The sequence below is a fragment of the Vreelandella indica genome (assembly GCF_037070225.1).
GTDB classification, from domain to species: Bacteria; Pseudomonadota; Gammaproteobacteria; order Pseudomonadales; family Halomonadaceae; genus Vreelandella; species Vreelandella arctica.
In genome coordinates this window covers 1-24,741 of record NZ_JBANSO010000016.1, presented here as the reverse complement: position 1 = coordinate 24,741, position 24,741 = coordinate 1, and the positions used below count along the sequence as shown (strand labels likewise).

The following is a 24,741-nucleotide window of genomic DNA, read 5'->3' as shown; positions in this document are numbered from 1 at the left end:
CTCAATTTCAGCGCTTCCACGGCGGCAAGCTTGCGTCACTCGCCCTACTATCCTTTATACGCCGCCTCCCAGGCCCTAGCAGCCGAGCGATCCAGCGTGTTTGTGGGTGGCTATCAAGCGCGATTTTAAGTGTCATTGTCAGCACCACCGAAAGTAACATCCCCGCCGCACCAAAGATCCAGCCCCACACGACCAACGATAAAAACGCCACAAAGGTGGAGAGCCCTAACGCCTGCCCCATTACCCGTGGCTCAATTAGGTTGCCAAGCACAAAGTTGATGACCAGATAGGCCGATGCCAACAGCATCGCTTGAAACGCGCCGCCATCTTGGGCAACCAGTAGTAACAACACCGGCGGTATGGCAGCCAGAGCAGAACCAATATTAGGAATGAAGTTTAGCGCAAAGGCTAACACCCCCCACAGCAGTGGAAATTCAACACCAACAATCAAGCAAGAGAGCCAAACCAGCGCACCCGTGGCAAGGCTAATAACCGTCTTAACCGCAAGGTAGCGCTTTAGCGTTAAGCTGAATTCACTGAAACGCTTCAAACTGGGCGCTGGATTTTCCAGTGCTCGAGATATTTTGTCGCGCACATTGAGCGTCTCAAACAGCATAAAGATAACCAGCAGCCCAACAATAATGCTCTGCATGAAGAGATTGCCAAGCTGGCTCAATAGCGCTGGCATCCAGGAGCCTTCATCCTCGCCTTCAAAGAGGGAGTTGATCTGGTCCGGGTTGATGGCTAATCCGCGTGAAGAGAGCGCATTAAGCAAGTTCCAATACTGTTCATACAGCCGAGACTCAATTTCCGGCAGCGCCGTCAAAAAAGTGCTAAAGCTATTAACCACTAGCAGACCAATGAGCGATATAAACGCCAGCAACACCATTAAGGTCAGAAAGGCCGACATTCGCATGCTCAGACCACAGCGGTGCAGCCACTGCACCGGCGAGGTACACACCACCGCGATAAATATCGCCAGTAGCAACGGCACCAGTAAATCAGCACCAACTTTCATTCCAGCAATAATCACTACCAACGCGGCAAGCGCCAAGGTGGCATTGAGCGGAATACTTCGGTAATCCTCATCAGACACGTTCGACATAATCTTTCCCTAGCCTGTTATTGGTACATAATGGCTGCTTTGATCATAGTGCACAAACCGTGCAAACAATAAGCAACCGTTGTGCGTCCACTCTTCCTTGCTGAACTTTCTTTTCTACTACCCTTCCAAGTTGTGTCTGCCCTAACTTCTTGAAACAGCTTTTAAAACGATGATTTAACTTGGCGGCGCGGCTGTCCACTCACTGCTGCCCTCTTACTTAGGAAGCCATTTATGAAAGCAATTCCACTCAGTCTTCAAAATGCTGGTTCTCAAACACTAGGTTCTCAAAGGTCAGGTTCTTCAGGACTACGCTCTCAACTTCTAGGTTACGGCCTGCTAGGTGGTACCTTATTAGCACTCCTAAGTGCGCCTTTTGCTCACGCGGCACCGGCACATCAAGCGCCCCCCAGCCTGCACGTTCAAGCGCAATCTTGGGTTGAGGTAGAACCCAACAAGGCCACCCTCAACGCGCGCTTATGGGAAAACACGCCAGCCCTTTCCACCATGGAAGAAAGCGATAGTAGCGCACTTAGTGATGCACGCGAGCGTTTAGAAAGCCGCGCCAGCGAATTAATCGAAAAAATGGAAGCCACCGGTCTTGAACGCAACGCCATCAACGCTGGATCGCTTAACGTCTACCCAGAGCACATTCAAGGACCGCGCAACGAAGACGGCGAACATGAAACACTCCAGCGCACACGACTGGAGCGCCCTATCACCGTCGAACTTACCGACCTTGATCAGTTAAGCGAAGTGTTAGACGCACTGATTGCAGCGGGCGTTAACTCGCTGGACGGCGTGCAATTCGACCTACAGGACCGTGATGCCGCGACTGACGAAGCATTGGTCAAAGCACTCGAGAAAGCACAGCACAAGGCAAACCTGATGGCCGACAGCTTAGATGCCGAATTGGGCCATGTGCAGCGCATTGAAGAAACTCAATCACCTATCTTCCAACCGCAGATGATGTCGATGCAGGCAGAGAGCGATGCCACTGGTGCCAGCCAATCCACTGCCACCAGTGATTACAGCCCTGGCACCATTCGTATTGATGCTGGCGTTAACGTTGTGTGGGCGCTTAAAGGACCAAATGCTCCAGGCCGCCCAGGTAGCGACGTAGCGGCTCAGGAATAGTCACCGACCCATCCGCCTGCTGGTGGTTTTCAAGCACTGCCAGCAGGCAACGCCCCACCGCTAGTCCAGAACCATTCAAGGTATGCAGCAACTGTGGCTTTTTGGTATCCGGGTGGCGATAACGCGCCTGCATACGCCGCGCCTGAAAATCCTCGCAGTTGGAAACCGAAGAAATCTCCCGGTACGTTTCCTGACTGGGCAACCACACTTCTAAGTCGTAGGTTTTAGTCGCCCCAAAGCCCATATCCCCAGTACACAGCGTCACCACACGATACGGCAGATTCAGCGCCTGCAGGATTGCCTCCGCATGACCACGCATCTCTTCCAACGCCTCGTAGCTCTTCTCCGGTTCGACGATCTGCACCATCTCGACCTTATCGAACTGATGCTGACGGATCATGCCGCGGGTATCACGGCCGTGTGAGCCCGCTTCAGAGCGGAAACACGGTGTATGCGCGGTAAGCTTCATCGGCAATGCCGCCTGCTCGACAATTTCATCGCGCACGAAGTTAGTCAGCGGTACTTCCGAGGTGGGAATCAGGTGGTACTCGCGCTCATCGTCCAGCTTGAACAGATCTTCGCCAAACTTCGGTAACTGGCCAGTCCCCATGAGCGATTCGCGATTCACCATATAGGGCACGTAGCACTCTTCGTAGCCGTGCTGTTCGGTTTGGGTGTCCAGCATAAACTGCGCCAGCGCCCGGTGCAGGCGTGCAATCGGCCCGCGCATTACCGCAAAGCGAGCGCCAGTAATCTTAGCTGCCAACTCAAAATCGAGATAACCCGATTTTTTACCCAGATCGACGTGATCGAGTACCGTGAAATCAAACGCCCGCGGCGTGCCCCAGCGGTGCAGCTCAACATTATCGTTCTCGCTTTTGCCTTCCGGCACGCTTTCATGGGGCAGGTTGGGAATACCGCTGATGGCGTCGTCCCACTCTTCCTGCACCTCGGAAAGCTCGCGCTTGGCTTTATCCAAGCGATCGCCTAAATCGCTGACTTCATCCAGCAGCGGCTGAATGTCTTCACCGTTAGCTTTGGCTTTACCAATCGCCTTGGAACGCATATTGCGCTCGTTTTGCAGCTGCTCGGTTTGCGTTTGCAGCTCGCGGCGACGCGACTCCAGCGCCTGCAGCCCCGCTTTATCAAGCACAAAGCCCCGGCGGGCCAGTTGTTGAGCAACCGTGTCAAGATCACCGCGCAGCAGTTTCGGATCGAGCATGAATCCTGTCCCTTGGCCTGAAATCAATAAGAGCAACGCGCTAATGCGCGTGCATAAAGGCGCCTATTGTAGGCAAAAGCATGGCAGGGAGCCATGGGCAGTGTCACGCTGCAGTTGTGATTCGCGCGTTTTCTCGGCAACCTAGCCCTAATTCACTCAAAGCCGAGCAACGCAACCATGTCTACTCCCTTTGATCAAACGCTTGCCGCCATTGATGCTCTTCATGCCGAGGATCCGCGCTCCACGACGCTTGCCGATGGCACATCCATGCCCCAGGAACTGGCCTACGCCCAGCGCATGAGCGACTGGCTCGACCGCGTGCACGATGCCCCAGATGAAGTGCTGCGCCTGGCCGTTCGCGCTCAGCACTTGCAGCGCTGGTTAGTAGCGCGCAATGAGTATCCCGAAGGGCGTGTGGGTTATTTAACCTGGCGGCGGGACCAAGGCATTCGCGCAGGCGATACTACCGCCCAACTGATGCGCGACGCAGGCTACGCAGACGAAGATGCCGCCCGAGCCGCGAAGATTATTGGCAAGAAAGGCCTGGGCCGCGATCCCGATGTACAAGCGCTGGAAGATTGCGCCTGCTTGGTGTTTCTAGAGAACTACTTTGCTGACTTCTCGCGTAAGATAGAGCACGACCATATGGTGCGTATTGTGCAGATGACTTGGCGCAAAATGTCGCCCCGCGCTCACGAACTGGCGCTAGCACTGCCGATGTCAGACGCCTCAGCAGCGCTGGTAAAAGAAGCCCTGGGTGTTGAGTAAGCCATGGAGTAAAGCGCTATCGTGAGATGCAGCCGGGCAGTCACTGCGGTAAAGTAGCCGTCTTCTTTTTTTGCGCCCCCGGCACTGACGGCTTGCTCAACTATGATTGCATCCTTGGATACCCGTACCGCCCCGTTTGAACGCTTGGGAAATTCGTATTTACGTTTTCTTCAAGCCCTCAAAACTCGCGGATTTGAAGGCGAAATTGCCCCCGACTATGCCAACCGCACGGTGCTGGCGACGGATAACTCGATTTACCAGCGCCTGCCCCAGGCGGCGGTCTACCCCAAGCATGCCGAAGACCTTGAACGCCTGTCCCGACTAGCCGCGCAAACCTCCCACCGGGGCATTGTATTGACCCCACGTGGCGGCGGCACCGGCACCAACGGCCAGTCGCTCACCGACGGCATCGTGGTGGACGTATCACGCCACATGAACAATATCCTCGAGATCGACACTAAAAACCGTCGAGTGCGCGTTCAGGCCGGGGTAGTGAAAGATCAGCTCAACGCCGCGCTCAAACCCCACGGGCTGTTTTTCGCCCCGGAGCTCTCGACCTCCAACCGCGCCACCATCGGCGGCATGATCTCCACTGATGCCAGCGGCCAGGGCAGCTGCGAATACGGTAAAACCCGCGATCATGTTTTAGAGCTCGATACAATTCTGATCGGTGGAAAGCACCTGCACAGCCGGGCGTTAACGCAGGACGAAGAGCTAGCTGAATGCCAGCAGGAAGGCATTCTGGGCCGCGTACACTCCACCGCCGCCGCCATTATCGACCAGCAGCGCGAATTGATTGCAGCCAAGTTCCCGTCGCTCAACCGCTGCTTGACCGGCTACGACTTGGCCCATCTGCGCGATGACGAGGGACTACTCAACCTCAACAGCCTGCTGTGCGGCTCGGAAGGCTCGCTGGGCTTTTTAAATGAAGCGGTGTTGAACGTACTGCCAATTCCCAAGCACTCCACCCTGGTCAATGTGCGCTACACCAGTTTTATGGATGCGTTGCGGGATGCCAAAGCATTAATGACTGCCAGCGCGCGGCCTACCTCGATTGAGACCATCGACGACACCGTGCTGCAACTGGCCATGGAAGACTTCGTCTGGGACAGCGTAGCGGAGTTTTTCCCGGCGACCGCTAACACGGCGATTCGTGGCATTAACCTGATCGAATTCAATGACGACGATGAAGCCGCCCTCGCCGAACGAGTGCGCGCCTTCATCGACCATTTAAGCCAAGACACCACCGTGGAGCGGCTGGGTTACACCCTGGCCGAAGGGCGCGGGCAGATCCAGAAAGTCTACGGTATGCGCAAACGCTCGGTGGGTTTGCTCGGCAACGTGCAGGGTGAGAAACGGCCGATTCCTTTTGTGGAAGATACCGCCGTACCGCCGGAGCACTTGGCGGACTTTATTGCCGAATTTCGTGCCGCGCTGGATGCCAGAGGGCTCTCCTACGGGATGTTTGGCCATGTCGACGCCGGCGTACTGCACGTGCGCCCCGCCATCGATATGAAGGATCCCGAACAGGAAAAACTGATTCGCGCGGTGTCCGATGAAGTGGCGGCGCTTACCAAGAAATATGGTGGCCTGCTATGGGGCGAGCACGGTAAAGGCGTGCGCTCTGAGTACGCGCCTAAGTTCTTTGGCGAGCTCTATCCCAGTCTTCAGCGGGTAAAAGCGGCCTTTGACCCCTATAACCAGCTCAACCCCGGCAAGATCGCCTCACCCGCCGAAGGCGGCGAGCTAATCGCGAAGGATAGCGACCCTGATCTGCTGACGGTCGATGGCGTGCCCATGCGCGGCCAGTTTGACCGCACCATCGACGAGCGCGCCTGGCAGGCCTACGACGCCGCGGTGTACTGCAACGGTAACGGCGCCTGCTACAACTACGACCTTGATGACCCCATGTGCCCTTCCTGGAAGGCAACGCGGGATCGCCGTCACTCTCCCAAAGGCCGCGCCAGCCTGATCCGCGAATGGCTGCGCCTGCAGACCCAGGCGGGGATCGACGTTGTCGAGGAGTCGCGTAAGAAAAAAGCCGAGGGCGGCTGGGGGTTTATTAAAAGCTTTCCGCTGCGGGTGGCGAACACTCTCAGCCGCAAGCAGCACCACGACTACTCCCACGAAGTTTATGACGCCATGGCGGGCTGTTTGGCATGTAAGTCCTGCGCGGGACAGTGTCCGGTTAAGGTCAATGTGCCCCAGTTTCGTTCACAGTTTTTAGAGGTCTACCACGGCCGCTACCTGCGCCCGCTGCGCGACTACGTGATCGGCGGCACCGAATTTATGTTGCCTACCCTGGCCAAGGCTGCGCCGCTGTATAACGCCGTAATTGGCCAGCGCTGGGTAGAGCAACTAATGCGCCGTACGCTGGGCATGAGCGACTCCCCAGCGCTGTCACGGGCCAGTGTTAAAAAGCAGCTGAACGCCTGGGGCGTCGCCGAGGCAACGCCGCTCTCGCTGGCCCTGTTAACCGAACAGCAGCGCGCCAACAGCGTGATACTTGTGCAGGACGCCTTCACCACCCACTTTGAAGCCAAGCTGGTGATGGACGTGGTGGAGCTACTCTCGCGCCTCAATCTACGCGTGTTTGTGATGCCTTATTCGGCTAACGGCAAACCCCTCCAGGTACAGGGCTTTTTAGGCGCCTTCGAGCGCACCGCCGCCAAGCAGGCCGAGCGGCTACGCACCTTGGCCCGCTTTGATATCCCCATGGTCGGTATCGACCCGGCGATGACCCTCACCTACCGCCAGGAGTACGTCAAAGCATTAGGCCATGAAGCCGTGCCGGAGGTGCTGATGCTGCAGGAGTGGCTGGCGATGCGCATCAATACGCTAGCGCCCACCCCGCTTAAGCTAACCGACCCCGGCTTTAAGCTGCTCTCCCACTGCACCGAGAAAACCAACGCGCCGGGCAGCCCTAAAGCATGGCAGCAAGTGTTCTCGGCGTTTGGGTTAGAGCTTGAGCTGATGGCCACCGGCTGCTGCGGTATGTCAGGCACCTACGGCCACGAGACCCGCAACGCCACTACGTCCAAAACCATCTACGCCCAGTCGTGGCAACCCCAGGTGGAAACCAAAGAGAACGCAGGCAAGCTACTGGCCACCGGCTACTCCTGCCGTAGCCAGGTGAAGCGCTACTCCGAACAAGATCTGCTACACCCTTTGCAAGCACTACTGATTGCTTTAAAGCGCAGCTAAAATTTGTACAAACACTAAACCTTGTATAACGTTGAGGGAGCTAACGGCGTGCAGTGTAAAAATCTGTCACGCTGTTCATTGACTGTTATTTTTTCAGGAGCTGCCTTGTTGTTTCTACTTTCCTACCTGGCTCGCCTAGGCGCAGGCGCTGTTCTAACCCTGAGCCTAGCATCCCTCGCTATCGCTCAGGAAAACCGTGTTGAAACGCAGGTGGTGGCTGACTCTCCGCGGATAGAGGTGTTGCCGTTGACCGGCAGCGTCAGTGCCCCACGCACCTCACAGCTATCAAGCGCTGAAGCGGGTCAGGTCAGCGAGCTGGCGGTTGAGATGGGCGACACTGTCACTCAAGGCCAGCCACTTTTATCCCTTGATACCCGCGATATTAGCCTGGAAAGCCAGCGCGCCCGCGCGGATCTGGCCCAGGCCGAAGCCGAGCGCGACGAAGCACAACGTTTAGTGAGCGAAGCTAACCAACTTTCGGCGCAAAACTTTGCCGCCAGCGAGCGTCGCCAGCGTGAAAGTGCTTTGGCGGCGGCCCAGGCCACCCTTGAAGCACGCCGAGCCGACTACGAGCTGGCCCAGTTGCAGTTGGAGCGTCATCAAATACGCGCCCCTTTTGACGGCATGGTCACTCACCGGGAGAGCAATGTTGGTGAGTGGGTCAACCCCGGTGACAACCTGCTTACCTTGGTCGATTTAGCTTCTCTTCGCTTGGATTTCTCGGTGCCGCTCTCCGCCTACCAGCGCTTTGAGGGCTCTCAATTAGAGGTACGCTTAGAAGGCAGCGATCAATGGCACCCGGCGCGCACCCTCGCACGTATCCCTCTTGATGCCAGTTCAAGGCAGTTTCTGCTACGTGCGGCGCCGGAAACACCACTGGAGATGCTGCCGGGTATGGCCGTGGAAGGCCGTTTGCAACTTAACGGCGAAAGCGGGCCTAGCGTGCCGCGGGATGCCCTCATTCGCCGTCCGGATGGCAGCGTCAGCGTTTGGCTAGCCCGCCAGAGCGATGATACTTGGCAGGCGTTCGAACAGCGGGTTGAGATCGGCAGTAGCTACCAGGGAGAGGTCGCCGTCAATGAGGGCCTATCAGCGGGAGACCGCGTTATCGTCGTCGGTAATGAGCGACTTGAAGAGGGGCAAACCGTGTCCCTTAGCGACGACTAAAGGAGCCCGCCCCACCTATGTTTGCCGCCATTATTCGTCACGGCATCTTGGTTAGCGTTATTACGCTGATCCTGCTGATTTTGGGTATCGCTGCCATCTGGCGCATCCCGGTGCAGATGATTCCCGACCTGGAAACCCGCGTTGTGGGCATCGAGACCCAGTGGCCGGGTGCTACGCCGCAGGATATTGAAAAGGATATCTTAATTGAGCAGGAGGAGTTCCTGCGCAATGTGCCCAACCTGCAGCGCATGGAGTCCACCGCCAGCAGTGGCAGCGCCGAAATCGAGCTTGAGTTCCCGTTTGGGGTCGATCTCACCGAAACCTTGATTCGGGTTAACAACGCGCTAAGCCAGGTGCCCTCCTACCCCAATAACGTTGACCAGCCTCGCATCGTCGCCAACTCCTTTTCCGCCAACGCCTTTATGTACTTTAACGTTGGCCCCCGGGAGGGCAATCCGCGCCAGCTCGATATGCCGGCCATGCGCGACTATCTGGAAGATAATGTCCGCCCGCGCCTGGAGAGCGTTGCTGGCGTATCGGAAGTCACGGTTTCCGGTGGTGCAGAGCGGCAAATGCAGCTGCTGATCAACCCAGAGGCGCTAGCCGCCCGTGAACTGAGTATCGCTGATATTCAGGACGCCCTTCAGGCCCGCAACCAGGATGTCTCCGGCGGTAACCTAGAGAGCGGCAAACGCCGCTACCTGCTGCGTACCGTGGGCCGTTTTGAGGATGTGGAGAGCCTTGAAGCGCTGATCCTCATCCGCGACGGCGACGCGGTTACCCGGCTGAGCGATGTTGCCGAGGTGCGCCAATCCTACGCCGAACTCAGCTCTCGCTCCTACAGCGCAGATGGACAGCCGGTATTGAGTGTGCAGGTGCGCCGGGAACCGGGCGCCAATGTGATCGACATCAAGCGCGCCATGCTCGACGAAGTCGCGGCGCTGAATGAAGGCTTGCTAGCCGAGCAGGGCATGCGTATGACGCTCTCCAGCGACGACGTGCGCTACGTGGAGTCGTCGATTGCCAATGTTTGGGTCAACCTGGGCCTGGGCGCGCTGTTTGCCACCCTGGTGATGTACGCTTTTCTTCGCTCTGCCCGCGCGACCGTGGCCGGGGTGATCGGCATCCCGATCTGCACCATCGCCGCCTTTCTAGGCCTGTTGCTGGCAGGGCGCACGCTCAACGTCATTTCGCTGGCGGGTGTCGCTTTCGCCATTGGTATGACGATAGACAACACCATCGTTGTGCTGGAGAGCATTGAGACCCAGCGACGCCGTGGCTTGGCGCGCTTTGAAGCGGCTCTCGAGGGCGTTAAGCAAGTATGGCCTGCGGTGCTCGCCTCAACGCTGACCACTATTTTAGTCTTTGTGCCGATCTTCTTTATTCAACAGGAAGCCGGGCAGCTCTACTCCGATATAGCGGTAGCCATCTCGACCTCGATTATTGTCTCGATGGTGGTCGCCATTACCGTTATCCCCACCCTCGGTGCGCATATCGATTTTCGCGGTAAGGAGAACACTTCAACCTCATCGCCACGCTGGATACGCGGCTGCCTGTGGCTGGTTGACAGCATGATTCGCACGGCATCCCGGCGCTTTATCGCTATTGTACTGGGCATCGTAGGGGGGATCGGCATTTTTGTCTGGCTGACGCCCCCGGCGGAGTACCTGCCCGAAGGCGAAGAAGCCAAAACCTTTGCCAGCATGAACGCCCCGGCAAGTTACAACCTGTCGACCATGGATGCGATTGCCCAAACCCTACAACGGGAGCTGGAACCCCATGTGGGGGCTGAGCCTGAGCGCTTTGAGCGCGGCGATACCGACATCCCACCGATTCGCACTATGGGCATACAAGCCGAAGCTCAAAGCCTACGGATCATTGCAGAAACCATCGACCCCACCCATATTGAAGCCTTGATGGACGCCCTCACCCGGCGCTTTGAGAAATATCCGGATATGCGCGCCTTTGCCGCCCGGGGCTCAATTATTTCCAGCAATGACGGCGGAACGCGCAGTATCACGTTGGATATTGCGGGCAATGATCTAAACGAACTCTACACCACCGCCAATGCGATTTATCAGCGCGCCGAGACAGTGTTCGACAACCCGCGCATTCAGTCGCGGCCCTCCGCCCTGGATCTTGGCCAGCCGCTGATCGAGGTGTATCCCCATTGGGAGCGCGCCGCAGAAGTCGGCCTGGATACCAACGCATTGGGCACCACCGTCGCGGTGCTCACCAACGGCGCCTACCTGGATGACTTTTACCTCGACGACGAGAAAATCGACCTTTACGGCTATGGCCCCGAGGCGGGCAATATCGACCTGGACGCCCTGGCCACCCTGCCTATCCATACCCCTTCTGGGGTGAGCGTTCCGCTCAATACCCTTGCCGAAATTCGCGAAACCGTGGGAACGGCCACCCTTCGGCGGGTGGATGGCCGCCGCGGCGTCACGCTGGACGTTATTCCACCCCGCAGCGTGGCACTGGAAGCCGGTATCGAGCGGATGCAGCGAGAGGTGATCGACCCACTGCGCGATGAGGGCATCATACCCGCCAACATTAATGTCAGCGTGACCGGCGCGGGGGATCAGTTAGACGCCACCCGCCAGGCACTTACCGGCAATGCGTTAATCGCGTTGGCGATTGTGTATCTGCTGCTGGTGGCGATTTTTGCCCACTGGGGTTACCCGCTGCTGATTCTCGCCACTATTCCGTTAGGTGCCGCCGGGGGGATTGTAGGGCTTTGGCTGATGAATACGGTGGGCGCTCAGCTGCCGAAAATCGGCTTGAATGCCATCAGCCAGCCGTTTGATATGATCACTATGCTGGGCTTTTTGATTCTGATGGGGACAGTGGTCAACAATCCGATACTGGTGGTTCATCAGGCGAGGGAGAATCTTCGCACGGCGAGCATGGGCGTTCGGGAGGCCGTTGAACAGGCGGTAGAGAGTCGCTTACGGCCGATTGCCATGACGACGCTTACCACCCTGTGCGGGCTATCACCGCTGGTGTTTCTACCCGGGGAAGGCACCGAGCTTTACCGCGGCGTCGGTGCCATTGTGCTATTTGGGCTGATCGGTACGGCAATTGTCACCGTCACCTTCTTACCAGCGCTTACTGTTGCCGTGCTCAGTTGGAGAACCCAACGGTCGGCGAGCTAACAAGCTGCGGCGTTAAAAGAATAACCGCTTAAGTGCCAAGCCTGGATCGCTTTCGCGCATAAAGACTTCGCCAACCAGGAACCCGTTAACGTTATGGTCGCGCATTAGCTCAACGTCATCGCGGGTGTGGATACCCGATTCGGTAATCACCGTGACGCCCTCAGGAATGCGCGGCAGCAGATCCAGAGTGGTATTCAGGCTGGTTTCAAAGGTATGTAGGTTGCGGTTATTGATGCCGATCAGCTTTAGATCCAGCGCCAGGGCGCGCTCAAGCTCCTCTGCGTCGTGCACCTCGACCAATACATCCATCCCCAACTGGTTGGCCTGCTGGTGCAGGTCGCGCAGTTGTGCATCGTCCAGGGCAGCAACAATCAGCAGTATGCAGTCCGAACCAATCGCCCGTGCTTCACTGACCTGATAAGCGTGGGTAATAAAGTCTTTGCGAATCACAGGCAGCGTGCAGACATCACGAGCGGCGATCAAATAGTCTTCGTGGCCTTGAAAAAAGTCGGCGTCGGTGAGCACCGATAGACAGGCAGCGCCGCCCTGGGCGTAGCTTTTAGCGATATCCGAGGGGTGAAACTCTTCGCGAATAATGCCTTTTGACGGTGAGGCTTTTTTCACCTCGGCGATAATCGCTGGATCACCTGTGGCGATGCGCGTATTAAGCGCCTCAATAAAGCCGCGCGGGGCGCTCTGTTGCTCCCCGAGGGCGAGCAGATCGGATTCCGAGACCGCTTGACGACGCTCAGCTACTTCTTGATCTTTGCGAGCCAGAATGCGCGTTAAAATAGTTGGCGTTGCCTGTTGAGTCATGTTGATCTCTTCTTGTTTAAGAACTTATGCTGAAAATCTTACTGCTTAAACACGCTGGTGAAGTGAGAAAGCTCTTTAAGCTTTTCAAGCGGCAGTTTGGAGGCTTGCGCGTCCTGGGCCACCATCACACCCTCTTTTAAGGTATCCGCGACGCCCGAACAGTAAAGCGCGGCCCCGGCGTTTAGCGCGACCATATCGGCAGCGGCGCCTTCTCCGGAAAGCGCTGCTTTGACCAAACGCAGGCTATCTTCTGCGCTGTTGGCTTTCAGTGTTGCCAAACTCTGGCGCTCTATACCCAGCTCTTCGGGCGTAATGGTGTACTGGGTAATCTCACCGTCTTTTAGCTCGGCGACTAACGTGGGGCTTGCCAGGGAGATTTCATCCAAGCCATCGTCTGAATGAACCACCATCACATGACGACTACCCAAGGTTTTAAGCACTTCGGCCATCAGCGGTACTAATTCCGCAGCGTAAACGCCCAACACCTGATTGGGGGCGCCAGCGGGATTGGTTAACGGCCCTAGAATATTAAACAGCGTGCGCACGCCCATTTCGCGGCGTGGCCCAATCGCATAGCGCATGGCCGGGTGATGATTGGGCGCAAACATAAAGCCAACGCCCACTTGCTCGATACAGCGCGCCACTTGGTCAGGCTTAAGATCCAGGTAGATGCCCGCCACATCAAATAAATCTGCACTGCCGGATGACGACGAAACGCTGCGGTTACCGTGCTTGGCCACATGGGCGCCAGCGGCAGCGGCAACAAAACTAGCAGCGGTAGAAACGTTAAATAGATTCGCGCCATCGCCACCGGTGCCGACGATATCCACAACGTTTTCCGCCTTCAATTCAACGCGTTTCATTAGCTCGCGCATTACCTGCGCGGCGGCGCTAATTTCAACGGCACTTTCGCCCTTCATGGCTAAACCGACCAGCAGGCCGCCAATTTGCGCGTCAGAAGCATCGCCGGTCATGATCTGGCGCATCAAGGCGTGCATGGCATCGAAAGAGAGGTCTTCGCGGCGCATTACCGCATTAATCGCGTCTCGCATTTGCATGAGCAGAGGGGCCCCTAAAAAAGCGTGTGAAACCGGCCATCAGCCGCGTTTTAAAAAGTTGGCCAACAGCTCATGGCCTTGGCGGGTAAGAATCGACTCGGGATGGAACTGCACCCCTTCAATATCCAGCTCGCGGTGACGAACCCCCATCACTAAACCGGGAGTAACATCGTCATCACCTGTCCAGGCAGTGACTTCCAAACAGTCAGGCAGACTCGCTTTATCGACGACCAGGGAGTGATAGCGAGTAACCTCAACAGGATTATCCAACCCTTCAAATACACCTTGGTTCGCGTGTAGTACAGCAGAGGTTTTGCCGTGCATGACCTGTGGGGCGCGCACGACCTTGCCACCAAAGACCTGCCCAATGGCCTGATGGCCCAGGCAGACACCTAAAATAGGTAGCTTGCCAGCAAAATGCTCGATGGCGGCCATGGAGATACCTGCCTCGTTAGGCGTACATGGTCCCGGCGACACCACCAAGTGCGTCGGCGCCAGCGCTTCAATCTGCTCAATGGTGATGTCGTCATTAAGGTAAGTGTTTACTTCCGCGCCCAGCTCGCCCAGGTACTGGACTATGTTAAACGTGAAGCTGTCATAATTATCGATCATCACTACTTTACGCGCTGGCTGATTCTGCGCTGACAGTTTCTGCCCCGACTGAGCTTGCGCCATTGCCCCACTTACTCCGTTGCGTCATTCAGGTCACAGATGAAACCTCTAATGACTTGATGATACCGCAACCGGGCGCTGCGTTGCAGGGGTTAAGTGCTGCGCCCGGTAGTAATGATAAGAAGCTCCCTCAGCGAGCTTACGAACCGCCCCAGAAAAGGGGCTCACCAACGCCGCACCGAAGAAACCGTTCGCTCAGTCATCAGGCACGCTATGCTTAGGAGTGTAAGACTGTTAAGCATAGTGGCACTTTCCTTTAAAGGGAATCCTACCTGTACCTTACCTCTCTCGACCTGCCTGAAGATTGGTACTAGCAACGAACCACCGCAGTCTTTATTATCTACCGACATTTACGTTAGTTTACAATTAAGTTAGGAGCGTAAGATGACAAAGCGGGTTACCTGGATGTGTACGCTCTTATTTGTCGCATTGATCAGCGCTGCGCCAGCCTATGCCAACACAACGCTACGCGTTATTGCCTCGTTTTCAGTCATGGAGGAGTTGGTCAAACGGGTGGCAGGAGACGCGGTCAGCGTCAATGTCATTGTTCCTGTGGGTGAAGACGTTCACCGCTGGGAGTTAACCCCCCCCAATGTGCTTGCGTTAGAAGAGACCCATATCGTCTTTTATAACGGACTGGGCTTAGAGCCTTGGATTCGTCATATTGAAGCGATGTCAGACGATCAGTTAACCCTCGTGGAAGTGGCGAAAAAGGCCGACTACGCACCGCTGATGATCTCCACAGGTCAATATAAAGGCGAACCAGATCCGCATATGTGGATGGACCCCGCCGGCGCCGCCGCTTACATTGATGTGATTGCCGCCACGCTGGCCGAGCACCTGCCCAAGCAGGCAGATGTGTTTTATGCGCGCGCCGAAGAAGCTCGCAAAGCGCTGACTACTCTGAGCTCAGAGGTGAAAGAGCGGCTCGACGGTATCCCTCAAACCAACCGCACACTGATCACTAGTGAAGCAAGCTTTGGTTATTTCGCACGTGCTTTCTCATTTCAAGCCCAGGGAATATGGGGCGTTAATCATGAGACCCAAGGCAGTGCCCAGGCAATGGCCAAAATGAGCGAGCAACTTGCTGCAAAGCGTCCCTCGGCACTCTTTTTTGAAAGCACGACCCCCAGTATTCATATGGATGCTTTAGCTCGGGAGACTTCAATTCCACTCGCAGGGCCGCTGTATGTTGATTCACTGAGTCGCGCAGATGGCCCAGCTGCCAACTATTCGACCATGCTGCGTCATAACGCAGAGGTACTGCATACCGCTTTAGGTGGTGCAACGGCCGAGTAATCAGCCCTTTGCCATTACTCAATCGCTTTTGTCGTCTGGGAGGTGGTTGTCAGCAATTCTGTTAACGAAGAGAGCACTAGATCAGGGTGACTCTCTTCGATTGGCTCGCCGTGGTTGTAGCCGTACGGTAACGCTACGGTAGTAAAGCCTGCCGCTTTACCAGCAGCGATATCATGCCGGGAATCACCCACCATCACACATCCAGCGGCTGGAATCTGGCACGTGCGGGCAGCATGCAGTAGCGGCAATGGATGAGGCTTTTTTTCAGCCAGTGAATCACCGCCCACCCAGAGTGTAAAATAGTCCAACAGTTCAAAGTGCTGTAAAAGCGGCTCAATAAAACGCTCAGGCTTATTGGTGATCAGTACCAGTGTCATTCCTTGCTGGTGCAGCCCCTGAAGCGCTTGCTGAACGCCTGGGTAGAGTGTTGTGAGAGCATGGGGCGCGGCGCCATAGTAGTCCATAAAAGCATCATAGCCGCGCTGCTGGAGTGCGGGCGTGGGCGGTGTCTGTAACGCCCAGGTTAGGGCTCTTTCGACTAATATCGGCGCCCCATTGCCGACCCAATCACGCACCTCGGCTTCGCTTGGCTGGCGTAGATCAAGCGCCTTTAGAGCATGCGCCACCGCAGCGGCAAGATCAGGTACCGAATCAATCAACGTGCCATCCAAGTCGAACGCAATCAGCCGTTTACCCTGCAGTGCCGAATGTAGTCCTGAATATCGTTCTGTAAATCGTATGGAATGCACCGTCACTGCCCTCTGCCTCATCGTGTTTAGAAAACTATCTTACCTGTTCAAGGTAAACCTTCGCATTAGTCAGAAGCGTAAGAAGCTTCTATGCTGGAGCTAACTTAGCCAAGGAGATAATGATGGCCATACCCAGGATTGTGATTGTCGGGGGTGGCGCGGGTGGGCTAGCTCTCGCTACGCGGCTAGGGCATACATTAGGCAAGCGTAAACGCGCAGAGATTGTGTTGCTGGATCGTAACACCACCCACGTTTGGAAGCCTTTGCTCCATGAACTGGCGACCGGTGTGCTTAATTCCAGTATGGACGAGGTGGATTATCGCGGACATTCGTCTGCTCACTTCTACCGTTATCAACGTGGTTCGCTGACGGGTGTGGATCGCCAGCAGCAAGTCCTACGTTTAGCCCCCGTTAAAGACGAAGACGGCGCTGAGGTACTGCCTGCACGCGAGTTAACCTATGACTACTTAGTGATGGCGTTGGGTAGTGTCTCCAATGACTTCGGCACGCCCGGCGTCGCCGAGCACTGCCACTTTATTGATTCGCCCCAGCAGGCCAAAGCGTTTCAGCGCGATATGATCAATACCTTCCTGCGCTATACCGACCCCACACTGCGCCAGCATACTCAGTTGACTATTGGCATTGTGGGCGGCGGCGCCACAGGGGTAGAGCTTGCCGCCGAGCTATTTGATGCCTCGCGTATGCTCAATGCCTATGGCGTAACGGCGATAGATCATCAGCACATTAGCGTGCACTTGCTAGAAGCTGCGCCGCGCTTGCTGCCTGGGCTTTCTGAACGGGTCAGCCAGACCGTTAAAACAGAGCTTGAGAAAATGGGCGTCACTGTTCATACCGATACGGCGATCAAGGAAGCACAAGCGCATCGGCTGATTACCGACAACGGTGAGGAGATCCAGACGGATATTAATGTGTGGGCAGCGGGTATTAAAGCGCCGCCATTTCTAACCGAACTTGGCCTGACGACTAACAAGAAAAATCAGATCGAAGTGAAACGTAGCCTGCAAAGTGTCGACGATGAAAAAATATTCGCACTTGGCGACTGCGCCAGTTGCCCGATGGGAGACGAGGGTACCGTGCCGCCTCGCGCTCAAGCGGCGCATCAACAAGCCAAGTTATTAGCCAAAAACCTAGTTAACCTACTCGACGATAAGCCACTGCAGGATTTTCGCTACCGTGATCATGGCTCACTGGTCTCACTGGCGCGCTACGATGCAGTGGGTAATTTGATGCGTAGCGGAGCCTCCAAAGGTCTGTTTTTGGAAGGCTGGCTGGCACGCCAAGCGTACGCTTCGTTATATCGTACGCATCAGCTCTCTATTCATGGGGCGACAAAAACGGGGCTGTCATGGCTGGTGGATAAACTTAATAAGTATTTAAAACCGCGCATGAAGTTACACTAAACAAACACCCCGTTAATTTTTGCTTGAAACGCAGTATTAAGCCGTCGCTAGCGCCGCCCGCAGTTGTTTGAGTACTGTGTCGTAGCCGTGCGGGTCGCTAGCTTGGTGGGCACTGAAAATAGCAGAGCCTGCTACAAAGGTATCGGCGCCAGCGGCGGCAATCTCAGCAATGTTATCCACTTTTACCCCGCCGTCGATTTCCAAGCGGATATCATAGTGTGATGCATCAATGCGCGCCCGTGCCTCGCGCAACTTGTTCAGCGTACCAGGAATAAATGACTGGCCACCAAAGCCTGGGTTAACGCTCATCAGCAGTACCATATCGACTTTATCCATCACGTAGTCAAGAAAAGAGAGCGGCGTCGCGGGATTGAACACTAAACCAGCCTTACAGCCACCATCGCGGATCAACTGCAGCGAACGGTCAACGTGCTCAGAGGCTTCAGGGTGAAAGGTGATATAGCTGGCACCTGCCTCGATAAAATCGCTGATCATGCGGTCGACCGGCTTGACCATCAAATGCACATCAATGGGCGCCGTTACGCCGTGCTTACGCAGCGCTTTGCACACCATGGGGCCAATCGTGAGGTTAGGCACATAGTGATTATCCATTACATCGAAGTGCACCACATCGGCGCCTGCAGCCAGCACGTTGTCCACCTCTTCACCCAACCGGGCAAAATCAGCTGATAAAATAGAGGGGGCAATGAGAAAATCATGCGCATCGGTCATATTCCATTCCTGCTTATTAATCAGTAGACGAGAGTAGCCACCCGATATGCCTGCGAGCACAGGCTAAAGAGCAAAGCCAAACATCTATCTTATCAGAGCCGCTTACTAGAACCACGTATCTGCGGCCTAAGAGCGGCTGAGCATAGTCATCACAGGCATATTCTTAAATAGAATATAAAACATGATTGTAATTCCACATTGATAGCATTAACCTTGCGGCTATTGCGACACTACTTTTTGGCGATCCTATGCGCTTACTGATTTAAGGAGTTAACGATGACGTTGCCGACAATTTTCCGCCGCAGCCTGATAGCCATTGCCATGGGCGTTACGGTCAGCGGTTCCGCCGTTGCCCAAGAGCGTGAAATGCTCAATTCATCCTACGATATCGCTCGCGAGCTGTTTGCCGCGATCAACCCTGAGTTTCAAGCGTGGTGGCAGGAAGAGCACGGTGAAGAAATTGCCATTAGCCAGTCTCACGGCGGCTCTTCGGCACAAGCACGCGCCATCTTGCAGGGTCTACGTGCCGATGTAGTGACCTTTAACCAGGTGACCGACGTGCAAGTACTCGCGGATGCCGGGTTGGTGGCAGAAGATTGGCAAGACGCATTTGAGAACAATGCTTCGCCCTACTACTCCACTACCGCTTTCCTGGTGCGTAAAGGCAATCCCAAAGGCATCGAAAGCTGGGACGATCTAGTCCAAGAAGACGTAGAAGTGGTCTTCCCTAACCCGAAAACCTCGGGTAATGGCCGCTACACCTATTTAGCCGCTTGGGGCTTTGCCGAGAACGAATTTGATGGCGATGAAGAGCAAATCGAAGAGTTCATGAGCACCTTTTTAGCCAATGTGGCGGTATTTGATACCGGCGGCCGTGGCGCGACGACCAGCTTTATTGAGCGAGAAATTGGCGATGTACTGATTAGCTTCGAGTCTGAAGTTAACAATATTCGTAGCGAGTACGGCAGCGACGATTACGAAGTGATCGTGCCGCCTGTCAGTATCCTAGCCGAGTTCCCCGTTGCCGTTGTCGGCGAAAATGCTGAGCGCAACGGCAACAGCGACTTGGCCCAGAGCTACCTTGAGTACCTCTACACCGAAGAGACTCAGCGCCTGCTGGCAGGCTTCAACTACCGGGTGCATAACGAAGCTGTGGTCGAAGAGTTTGCCGACGAGTTCCCGGAGACCGAATTACTCGAGGTAGACGACGTGTTTGGTAGCTGGGATGAAGCAATGGAAACTCACTTCGGCAGCGGTGGCCTTCTCGACCAGTTACAGCGCCGCTAATATTCACCTATGAGCCAGCCTGAACTATGAGTCAACTTGCCACTTGGCGAACCGGCAGCACACGCGTGCTGCCGGGTTTTGGCCTTTCTATGGGTATCAGCGTGCTGTTTATTTCGCTGGTGCTGCTCTTACCGATTACCGGCCTGTTCGGCCAGTTAGCGGGGCTTAGCTTCGCCGAATACTGGGCAATTATCACCGAAGGTCGTGTGGTCGCAAGCTATATGGTGACCATTGGCGCGGCAGCCGTCGCGGCCATTATCAATGCCATCTTTGGCCTGTTATTGGCCTGGGTACTGGTGCGCTACGAGTTCCCTGGCAAGCGCTTACTGGATGCCTTGATGGATCTGCCCTTTGCGTTGCCCACCGCGGTGGCAGGCATTACCTTGGCAACGCTTTACGCCAGCAGCGGCTGGATGGGCCAACTGCTTGAACCGCTTGGTTTTCAGGTCGCCTATACCTGGGTGGGCATTGCACTAGCCATGGCCTTTACCAGTATTCCGTTTGTAGTGCGCACCGTTCAACCAGTGCTGGAAGACTTGCCCGCTGAAGTCGATGAAGCCGCCATGTCACTAGGGGCAACTGACGGTGTCGCCTTTCGCCGCGTGATCTTGCCGCATATCTGGCCTGCCTTGGTGACTGGTACTGGGCTTGCGTTTGTGCGCTCACTAGGCGAGTTCGGCGCGATCATTTTTATCGCTGGCAATATGCCTTATGAAACCGAGATCACCGCGCTGATGATCTTCGTCAAACTGCAAGAGTACGACTATGCGGGTGCATCGGCGATTGCCTCGGTCGTGCTGTTCGTATCGTTGTCACTGCTACTGGCGATTAATGTTTGGCAAGGACGTTTTGTACGCCGCCTGCATGGAGGGAAGGGCTAATGCGTCGAATTGGTGATGCACCGGTTATCCGGCGCCTGCTGATAGGTGCCGCCCTAGTGCTGTCAGCACTTTTTTTGTTGTTACCATTGGTCGCTATTTTTGCTCAGGCATTTTCACAGGGCGTCATGGTCTTCTGGGCCAATGTTAGTAATACCTTCACGCTGCATGCGATTGGCTTAACGCTGATGATAGCGCTACTCACTATCCCGGTGTGCTTGGTGTTTGGTGTAGCGCTGGCGTGGCTGGTAACACGCTTCAGCTTTCCCGGGCGACGCATTTTACAGACCCTGATCGATATTCCCTTTGCGGTCTCACCTGTGGTGGCGGGTCTGATTTACTTGCTGCTGTATGGGCGCAACGGCTGGATCGGCACGTGGCTGGATGGCCACGATATTCAGCTGATGTTTGCCTGGCCGGGTATTCTGATGGTGACTATTTTTGTGACCTGTCCTTTCGTGGCCCGGGAATTGATTCCGCTGATGCAGGCTCAAGGCTCGCGTGAAGAAGAAGCGGCCGTGACGCTTGGCGCTTCCGGTTGGACGACATTTCGCCGAGTCACGCTACCCAACATTCGCTGGGCACTACTGTATGGCGTCATCCTCACCAATGCTCGTGCAGTCGGCGAATTCGGTGCCGTTTCGGTGGTCTCAGGTGCCATTCGCGGCCAGACCAATACACTGCCACTGCACCTTGAGCAGCTTTATCAGGACTACAACGCCGTCGGGGCTTTTGCCTGCGCGGCCCTACTCGCATTCATTGCCCTATTGACGCTCGCCGCGAAGGCTGGGCTGGAATGGCGCGCAGCGCGCCGGGAGGCATTTGCATGAGCATTCGCTTACACAACATCGCTAAGCACTTCGGCAATACCCAGGCATTAGAGCCCATCAATCTGGATATTCATGAAGGTGAGCTGGTCGGCCTGCTCGGCCCTTCGGGTTCAGGCAAAACCACCCTGCTGCGGATTATCGCCGGATTGGAAAATGCTGACCGTACCACCCAACCGGGTAAAATTCTGTTTGGCGACCGCGACGTGACCAACGTGCATGTACGCGACCGGCGGATTGGCTTTGTCTTCCAGCACTATGCGCTGTTCCGCCATATGAGCGTTTACGACAACGTGGCGTTTGGCCTGACCGTGCTGTCGCGCAAACGCCGCCCCAGCAGCGGTGAGATTCGTGCACGGGTGTTCAGGCTGCTTGAAATGGTCAAGCTGGAACATCTTGCCAACCGCTACCCCGCCCAGCTTTCGGGCGGCCAGCAGCAGCGTGTGTCGCTGGCCCGCGCCTTAGCGGTAGAGCCTGAAGTATTGCTCTTGGACGAACCGTTTGGTGCCCTTGATGCCAAAGTACGCCAGGAGCTTCGCCGCTGGCTGCGTCATCTGCATGATGAGCTCAATTTCACCAGCGTCTTTGTAACTCACGATCAGGAAGAGGCACTGGAGCTTTCCGACCGCGTCGTGGTAATGAGCAATGGCCGTATAGAGCAGATCGACACCCCCGACGAGCTCTACCGCACGCCAGCAAACCGCTTTGTGTTTGAGTTCTTAGGCGATGTTAATCATCTGGAAGGCAAAGTAAGTAACGGCGTATTGACCTGCGGCGATGCCTATTGGCACGTTGACCTGCCCGATGGTCATGAAGAGCTGTTGCTGCGCCCTCATGAAGTGCGCCTGACCGAACAGCCGACCTCAGAGAGCCACTTGCCAGTCACTATCACAGCGATCTCCCCGGTGGGGGCAGAAGTACGCGTAGAGCTAGAAGCCGACTGGCTGGCCCAGCCGTGGCTGGCCACCGTGCGCCACACTGACTTTGAACACTTGGCACTACGCCGTGGGCAGCGTTTATTCGCCCATCCCCGTCACTGGCGACGCTTCCCCAAAGTCACTGAGAAAACGACGGAGCAGACACGCGTCGCATAACGTTTCAATAGCCGCCCCGACCCGGGGCGGTTTGCATTAAGCACTACTCGGATTAGTTCAAAAGCGCATTTGCCTAAACGTTAAGCTCACCCGCGGCTCGATATCTTTCTTGGTTTTGGGCAGGCTATGTAGCCAATTCTTTTGTGTAGTGCCTTTCATAATTAACAAACTACCGTGCTCTAACGTAAGCGAGACACTTTCGCCTGCGACGTCACCCCATCTTCAGTAGCACCTGGGTTTAGAGTCAGACGTAACTTTATCGTGTTTTAACACCAGTTGCTCGGCATAGGCTGAAGGTGTCAGTCCGCCAAGACTCTTTTTCGGTCTTTCTTCGTTGTACTCCTGGCGCCATGCTTCGATGACAACCTTGGCGTGATGAAGGCTGGTGAACCAATGCTCATTAACAGCATGGCGCGCCCACAAAATTCCTTTCCATTATCCGTACGAATGGCGCTAGGTAGGCCACGTTGTAAAGCCAGTTGATCTAGAATCCGTGTTAACGACAGACCGCCAATGGCCCGTTCAGGCACGATCGCCACGGCTTCATGGGTGGCGTCGTCGACAACGGTGAGGTTCTTTATCACGCGTCCTTCTGCCGTACGGTCAAATACAAAATCCATTGACCAGATCTGGTTGGCGGCACAAGGACGGCCAAGGGGCTTTCGCTCAGACGCAGGAACCTTCTTGCGCTTGCGGCGTTTTACCTGCAATCGAGCCGCCGCGTAGAGACGCTCGACGCGCTTATGATTGACCCGTTCACCGGCTTGACGCAGCTTCAGGTAGATCATGCCAGCGCCATAGCGACGATGCCGATGGGCCAGGGCAATAATGCGTTCACGCAATGCCCCATTGCGGTCAGGGGCCGATTGATAGCGCAATGCACTGGCACTCATATGGATGACACGGAGCGCTCGGCGTTCACTCAGACCACGTGACACCATAAAGCGCACCACGTCTCGGCGTGCCGGGGCACTCACCACTTTTTTCTCAGCGCCTCGCGAGTGACCTCCATTTCCAGTAGCGACTCCGCGAGCAGCTTTTTCAAGCGCCCATTTTCGGCTTCGAGTTCTTTGAGTCGTTTGGCATCGGGTACGCTCATGCCGCCAAACTTGCTGCGCCATAGATAGTAACTGGCTTCTGAGAAACCGTGCCGACGGCATAGCTCCTTGATGGGCAGTCCTGCTTCGGCTTCGCCCAGAAAACCAATGATCTGTTCTTCGCTGAAACGCTTCTTCATGTCCAATCTCCTTTCGTAGGATCGGACTCTAAAGTGTAGCGCTACTCAATCAGGGGGTGACGTCGCCTGTTACCTTATGTTTAAACGAGAACTTCCTTTCGCCGCCAAGCGTGAGCGCCCCGATGGATCCATGTTCAACCAGATCCTTCTCGGCATCGCTGTGCCAACTCATACCCTCATCCCCTGAGCTATAAAAATTACACAGGCACGAGTTAAAGGCATCTCCACAGAGGCTTTCCACCAACTGGTTCATATCGCGTAAAAAATCAGGCCATACCAACGCCGTTTTGGTATATCCAGAGTAAGTATATTTGACCGGTTCATCTGCATACCAGGCCATCTTTCGCTTAGTGACAATCTCTTTACCGTAAATAAGCGCGCGATCATGCTCCCAACTCAATTCGTTAATGCACCTACTGAAGTACATATCAGCGGTAGAAACGTCTAGGATTTTGCCGTGGTAGTAGGCCTCCCCATCCCGTGGAAGCAGATTAATCAGTTTCATACTGTCATTTTCAAATAGATCTGTATGCGTCATAGCGATGCCAATTGTGTGCCTATTACAAAGACAGCAAGAAACGGGTTTTTCTCACCCTAACAAGGAAGCAATACTGAAAGCCATGCGGCAAAGCACCCAGGCTGAAGCCTGTTGGCTAATCAGAAACTTTATAAAGGGAAACAAAATGAGAGCAATAGACTATATACGGCTACTGTCGCTAGCCGCTATCTGGGGAGCAAGCTTTCTTTTTATGAGAATCGCCTCACCGGCGATAGGCCCAATCAACACAGTGAACCGTACCGGCTTTCTCGGAGACCCGTTAGTTTGAGTCAAGCAGCCTTATTTGCCTGACTCTGTTGCTCATAATACATGGCTTCTCGCTCTGCTGGTGGGATATGGCCAATCGGCTCC

19 protein-coding genes and 2 pseudogenes are annotated in these 24,741 nt (G+C 55.5%); 11 read left to right on the top strand and 10 right to left on the bottom strand.

The annotated features are described in order from the left end of the window. Positions 1-7 precede the first annotated feature (7 nt). The gene (locus V8L71_RS12305) at positions 8-1,105 is read right to left on the bottom strand and encodes an AI-2E family transporter (protein ID WP_008959555.1); all 1,098 of its coding nucleotides are present in this window, start codon (positions 1,103-1,105) and stop codon (positions 8-10) included. A gap of 231 nt (positions 1,106-1,336) precedes the next feature. On the opposite strand from V8L71_RS12305, the gene V8L71_RS12300 reads away from it, so the two are divergent. Continuing rightward, on the top strand, positions 1,337-2,239 hold the full coding sequence (locus V8L71_RS12300) for an SIMPL domain-containing protein (protein WP_336274289.1): 903 nt from the start codon (positions 1,337-1,339) through the stop codon (positions 2,237-2,239). Here V8L71_RS12300 and serS read toward each other — a convergent pair. Continuing rightward, positions 2,184-3,461 (bottom strand): serine--tRNA ligase, encoded by a 1,278-nt coding sequence (serS, locus tag V8L71_RS12295; RefSeq protein WP_336274288.1) that lies wholly within the window; start codon positions 3,459-3,461, stop codon positions 2,184-2,186. The two genes, V8L71_RS12300 and serS, sit on opposite strands and share 56 nt — an antisense overlap. A gap of 177 nt (positions 3,462-3,638) precedes the next feature. Between serS and V8L71_RS12290 the strand changes: the two genes are divergently transcribed. From V8L71_RS12290 to V8L71_RS12275, 4 genes are all read left to right on the top strand, one after another. Next, on the top strand, positions 3,639-4,229 hold the full coding sequence (locus tag V8L71_RS12290; protein WP_336274287.1) for a DUF4202 domain-containing protein: 591 nt from the start codon (positions 3,639-3,641) through the stop codon (positions 4,227-4,229). Positions 4,230-4,331: 102 nt separating this feature from the next. Then, complete coding sequence (ydiJ, locus tag V8L71_RS12285) at positions 4,332-7,433, top strand: D-2-hydroxyglutarate dehydrogenase YdiJ (RefSeq protein ID WP_336274286.1); 3,102 nt, start codon at positions 4,332-4,334, stop codon at positions 7,431-7,433. 108 nt (positions 7,434-7,541) lie between these two features. Beyond that, a complete protein-coding gene (locus V8L71_RS12280; protein ID WP_336274285.1) occupies positions 7,542-8,600 on the top strand; it encodes an efflux RND transporter periplasmic adaptor subunit in 1,059 nt (352 codons plus the stop codon). Between the two features lie 17 nt (positions 8,601-8,617). Continuing rightward, the gene (locus V8L71_RS12275) at positions 8,618-11,761 is read left to right on the top strand and encodes an efflux RND transporter permease subunit (protein WP_336274284.1); all 3,144 of its coding nucleotides are present in this window, start codon (positions 8,618-8,620) and stop codon (positions 11,759-11,761) included. A 12-nt stretch (positions 11,762-11,773) separates the two neighbouring features. Here the strand turns inward: V8L71_RS12275 and trpC are convergent, their stop codons facing one another. The 3 genes from trpC to V8L71_RS12260 are packed head-to-tail and all read right to left on the bottom strand — an operon-like array spanning position 11,774 to position 14,310. Beyond that, positions 11,774-12,577, bottom strand: a complete 804-nt coding sequence (gene trpC / locus V8L71_RS12270) for an indole-3-glycerol phosphate synthase TrpC (protein WP_336274283.1) — start codon at positions 12,575-12,577, stop codon at positions 11,774-11,776. A gap of 38 nt (positions 12,578-12,615) precedes the next feature. After that, the gene (trpD, locus tag V8L71_RS12265; RefSeq protein WP_336274282.1) at positions 12,616-13,635 is read right to left on the bottom strand and encodes an anthranilate phosphoribosyltransferase; all 1,020 of its coding nucleotides are present in this window, start codon (positions 13,633-13,635) and stop codon (positions 12,616-12,618) included. Positions 13,636-13,674: 39 nt separating this feature from the next. Beyond that, positions 13,675-14,310, bottom strand: coding sequence for an anthranilate synthase component II (locus V8L71_RS12260; RefSeq protein WP_336274281.1), 636 nt, complete (start codon positions 14,308-14,310; stop codon positions 13,675-13,677). Between the two features lie 381 nt (positions 14,311-14,691). Here V8L71_RS12260 and V8L71_RS12255 point away from each other — a divergent pair, with 381 nt between their 5' ends. Further along, positions 14,692-15,606 (top strand): metal ABC transporter substrate-binding protein, encoded by a 915-nt coding sequence (locus tag V8L71_RS12255; RefSeq protein ID WP_336274280.1) that lies wholly within the window; start codon positions 14,692-14,694, stop codon positions 15,604-15,606. A 14-nt stretch (positions 15,607-15,620) separates the two neighbouring features. On the opposite strand, the gene V8L71_RS12250 is transcribed toward V8L71_RS12255, so the two are convergent. After that, on the bottom strand, positions 15,621-16,376 hold the full coding sequence (locus V8L71_RS12250; protein ID WP_336274279.1) for a phosphoglycolate phosphatase: 756 nt from the start codon (positions 16,374-16,376) through the stop codon (positions 15,621-15,623). 101 nt (positions 16,377-16,477) lie between these two features. Here V8L71_RS12250 and V8L71_RS12245 point away from each other — a divergent pair, with 101 nt between their 5' ends. Continuing rightward, complete coding sequence (locus V8L71_RS12245) at positions 16,478-17,776, top strand: NAD(P)/FAD-dependent oxidoreductase (RefSeq protein WP_176304548.1); 1,299 nt, start codon at positions 16,478-16,480, stop codon at positions 17,774-17,776. A 36-nt stretch (positions 17,777-17,812) separates the two neighbouring features. Here V8L71_RS12245 and rpe read toward each other — a convergent pair whose 3' ends face one another. Further along, the gene (rpe, locus tag V8L71_RS12240) at positions 17,813-18,508 is read right to left on the bottom strand and encodes a ribulose-phosphate 3-epimerase (RefSeq protein WP_336274278.1); all 696 of its coding nucleotides are present in this window, start codon (positions 18,506-18,508) and stop codon (positions 17,813-17,815) included. Between the two features lie 276 nt (positions 18,509-18,784). Between rpe and cysP the strand changes: the two genes are divergently transcribed. From cysP to V8L71_RS12220, 4 genes are read left to right on the top strand one after another with little or no spacing between them, the layout of a single operon-like run. Beyond that, positions 18,785-19,795 (top strand): thiosulfate ABC transporter substrate-binding protein CysP, encoded by a 1,011-nt coding sequence (gene cysP, locus V8L71_RS12235; RefSeq protein ID WP_336274277.1) that lies wholly within the window; start codon positions 18,785-18,787, stop codon positions 19,793-19,795. 26 nt (positions 19,796-19,821) lie between these two features. Then, positions 19,822-20,676: a sulfate ABC transporter permease subunit CysT gene (cysT, locus tag V8L71_RS12230; protein WP_336274276.1), complete on the top strand. Its 855-nt coding sequence runs from the start codon at positions 19,822-19,824 to the stop codon at positions 20,674-20,676. Beyond that, entirely contained in the window at positions 20,676-21,503 is an 828-nt protein-coding gene (gene cysW, locus V8L71_RS12225; RefSeq protein ID WP_336274275.1) for a sulfate ABC transporter permease subunit CysW, read from the top strand. The genes cysT and cysW overlap by 1 nt, the downstream gene beginning before the upstream one ends. Then, the gene (locus V8L71_RS12220) at positions 21,500-22,594 is read left to right on the top strand and encodes a sulfate/molybdate ABC transporter ATP-binding protein (protein WP_008959573.1); all 1,095 of its coding nucleotides are present in this window, start codon (positions 21,500-21,502) and stop codon (positions 22,592-22,594) included. The genes cysW and V8L71_RS12220 overlap by 4 nt, the downstream gene beginning before the upstream one ends. 57 nt (positions 22,595-22,651) lie before the next feature. Here V8L71_RS12220 and V8L71_RS12215 read toward each other — a convergent pair. The 3 genes and pseudogenes from V8L71_RS12215 to V8L71_RS12205 all read right to left on the bottom strand — a co-directional run. After that, positions 22,652-22,783, bottom strand: a pseudogene (locus V8L71_RS12215) (alpha-ketoglutarate-dependent dioxygenase AlkB); the annotation flags it as partial. A gap of 33 nt (positions 22,784-22,816) precedes the next feature. After that, positions 22,817-23,831: pseudogene (locus V8L71_RS12210) on the bottom strand (IS3 family transposase). A 49-nt stretch (positions 23,832-23,880) separates the two neighbouring features. Further along, positions 23,881-24,369, bottom strand: coding sequence for an alpha-ketoglutarate-dependent dioxygenase AlkB family protein (locus V8L71_RS12205; RefSeq protein ID WP_336274274.1), 489 nt, complete (start codon positions 24,367-24,369; stop codon positions 23,881-23,883). Between the last annotated feature and the right edge of the window lie 372 nt (positions 24,370-24,741).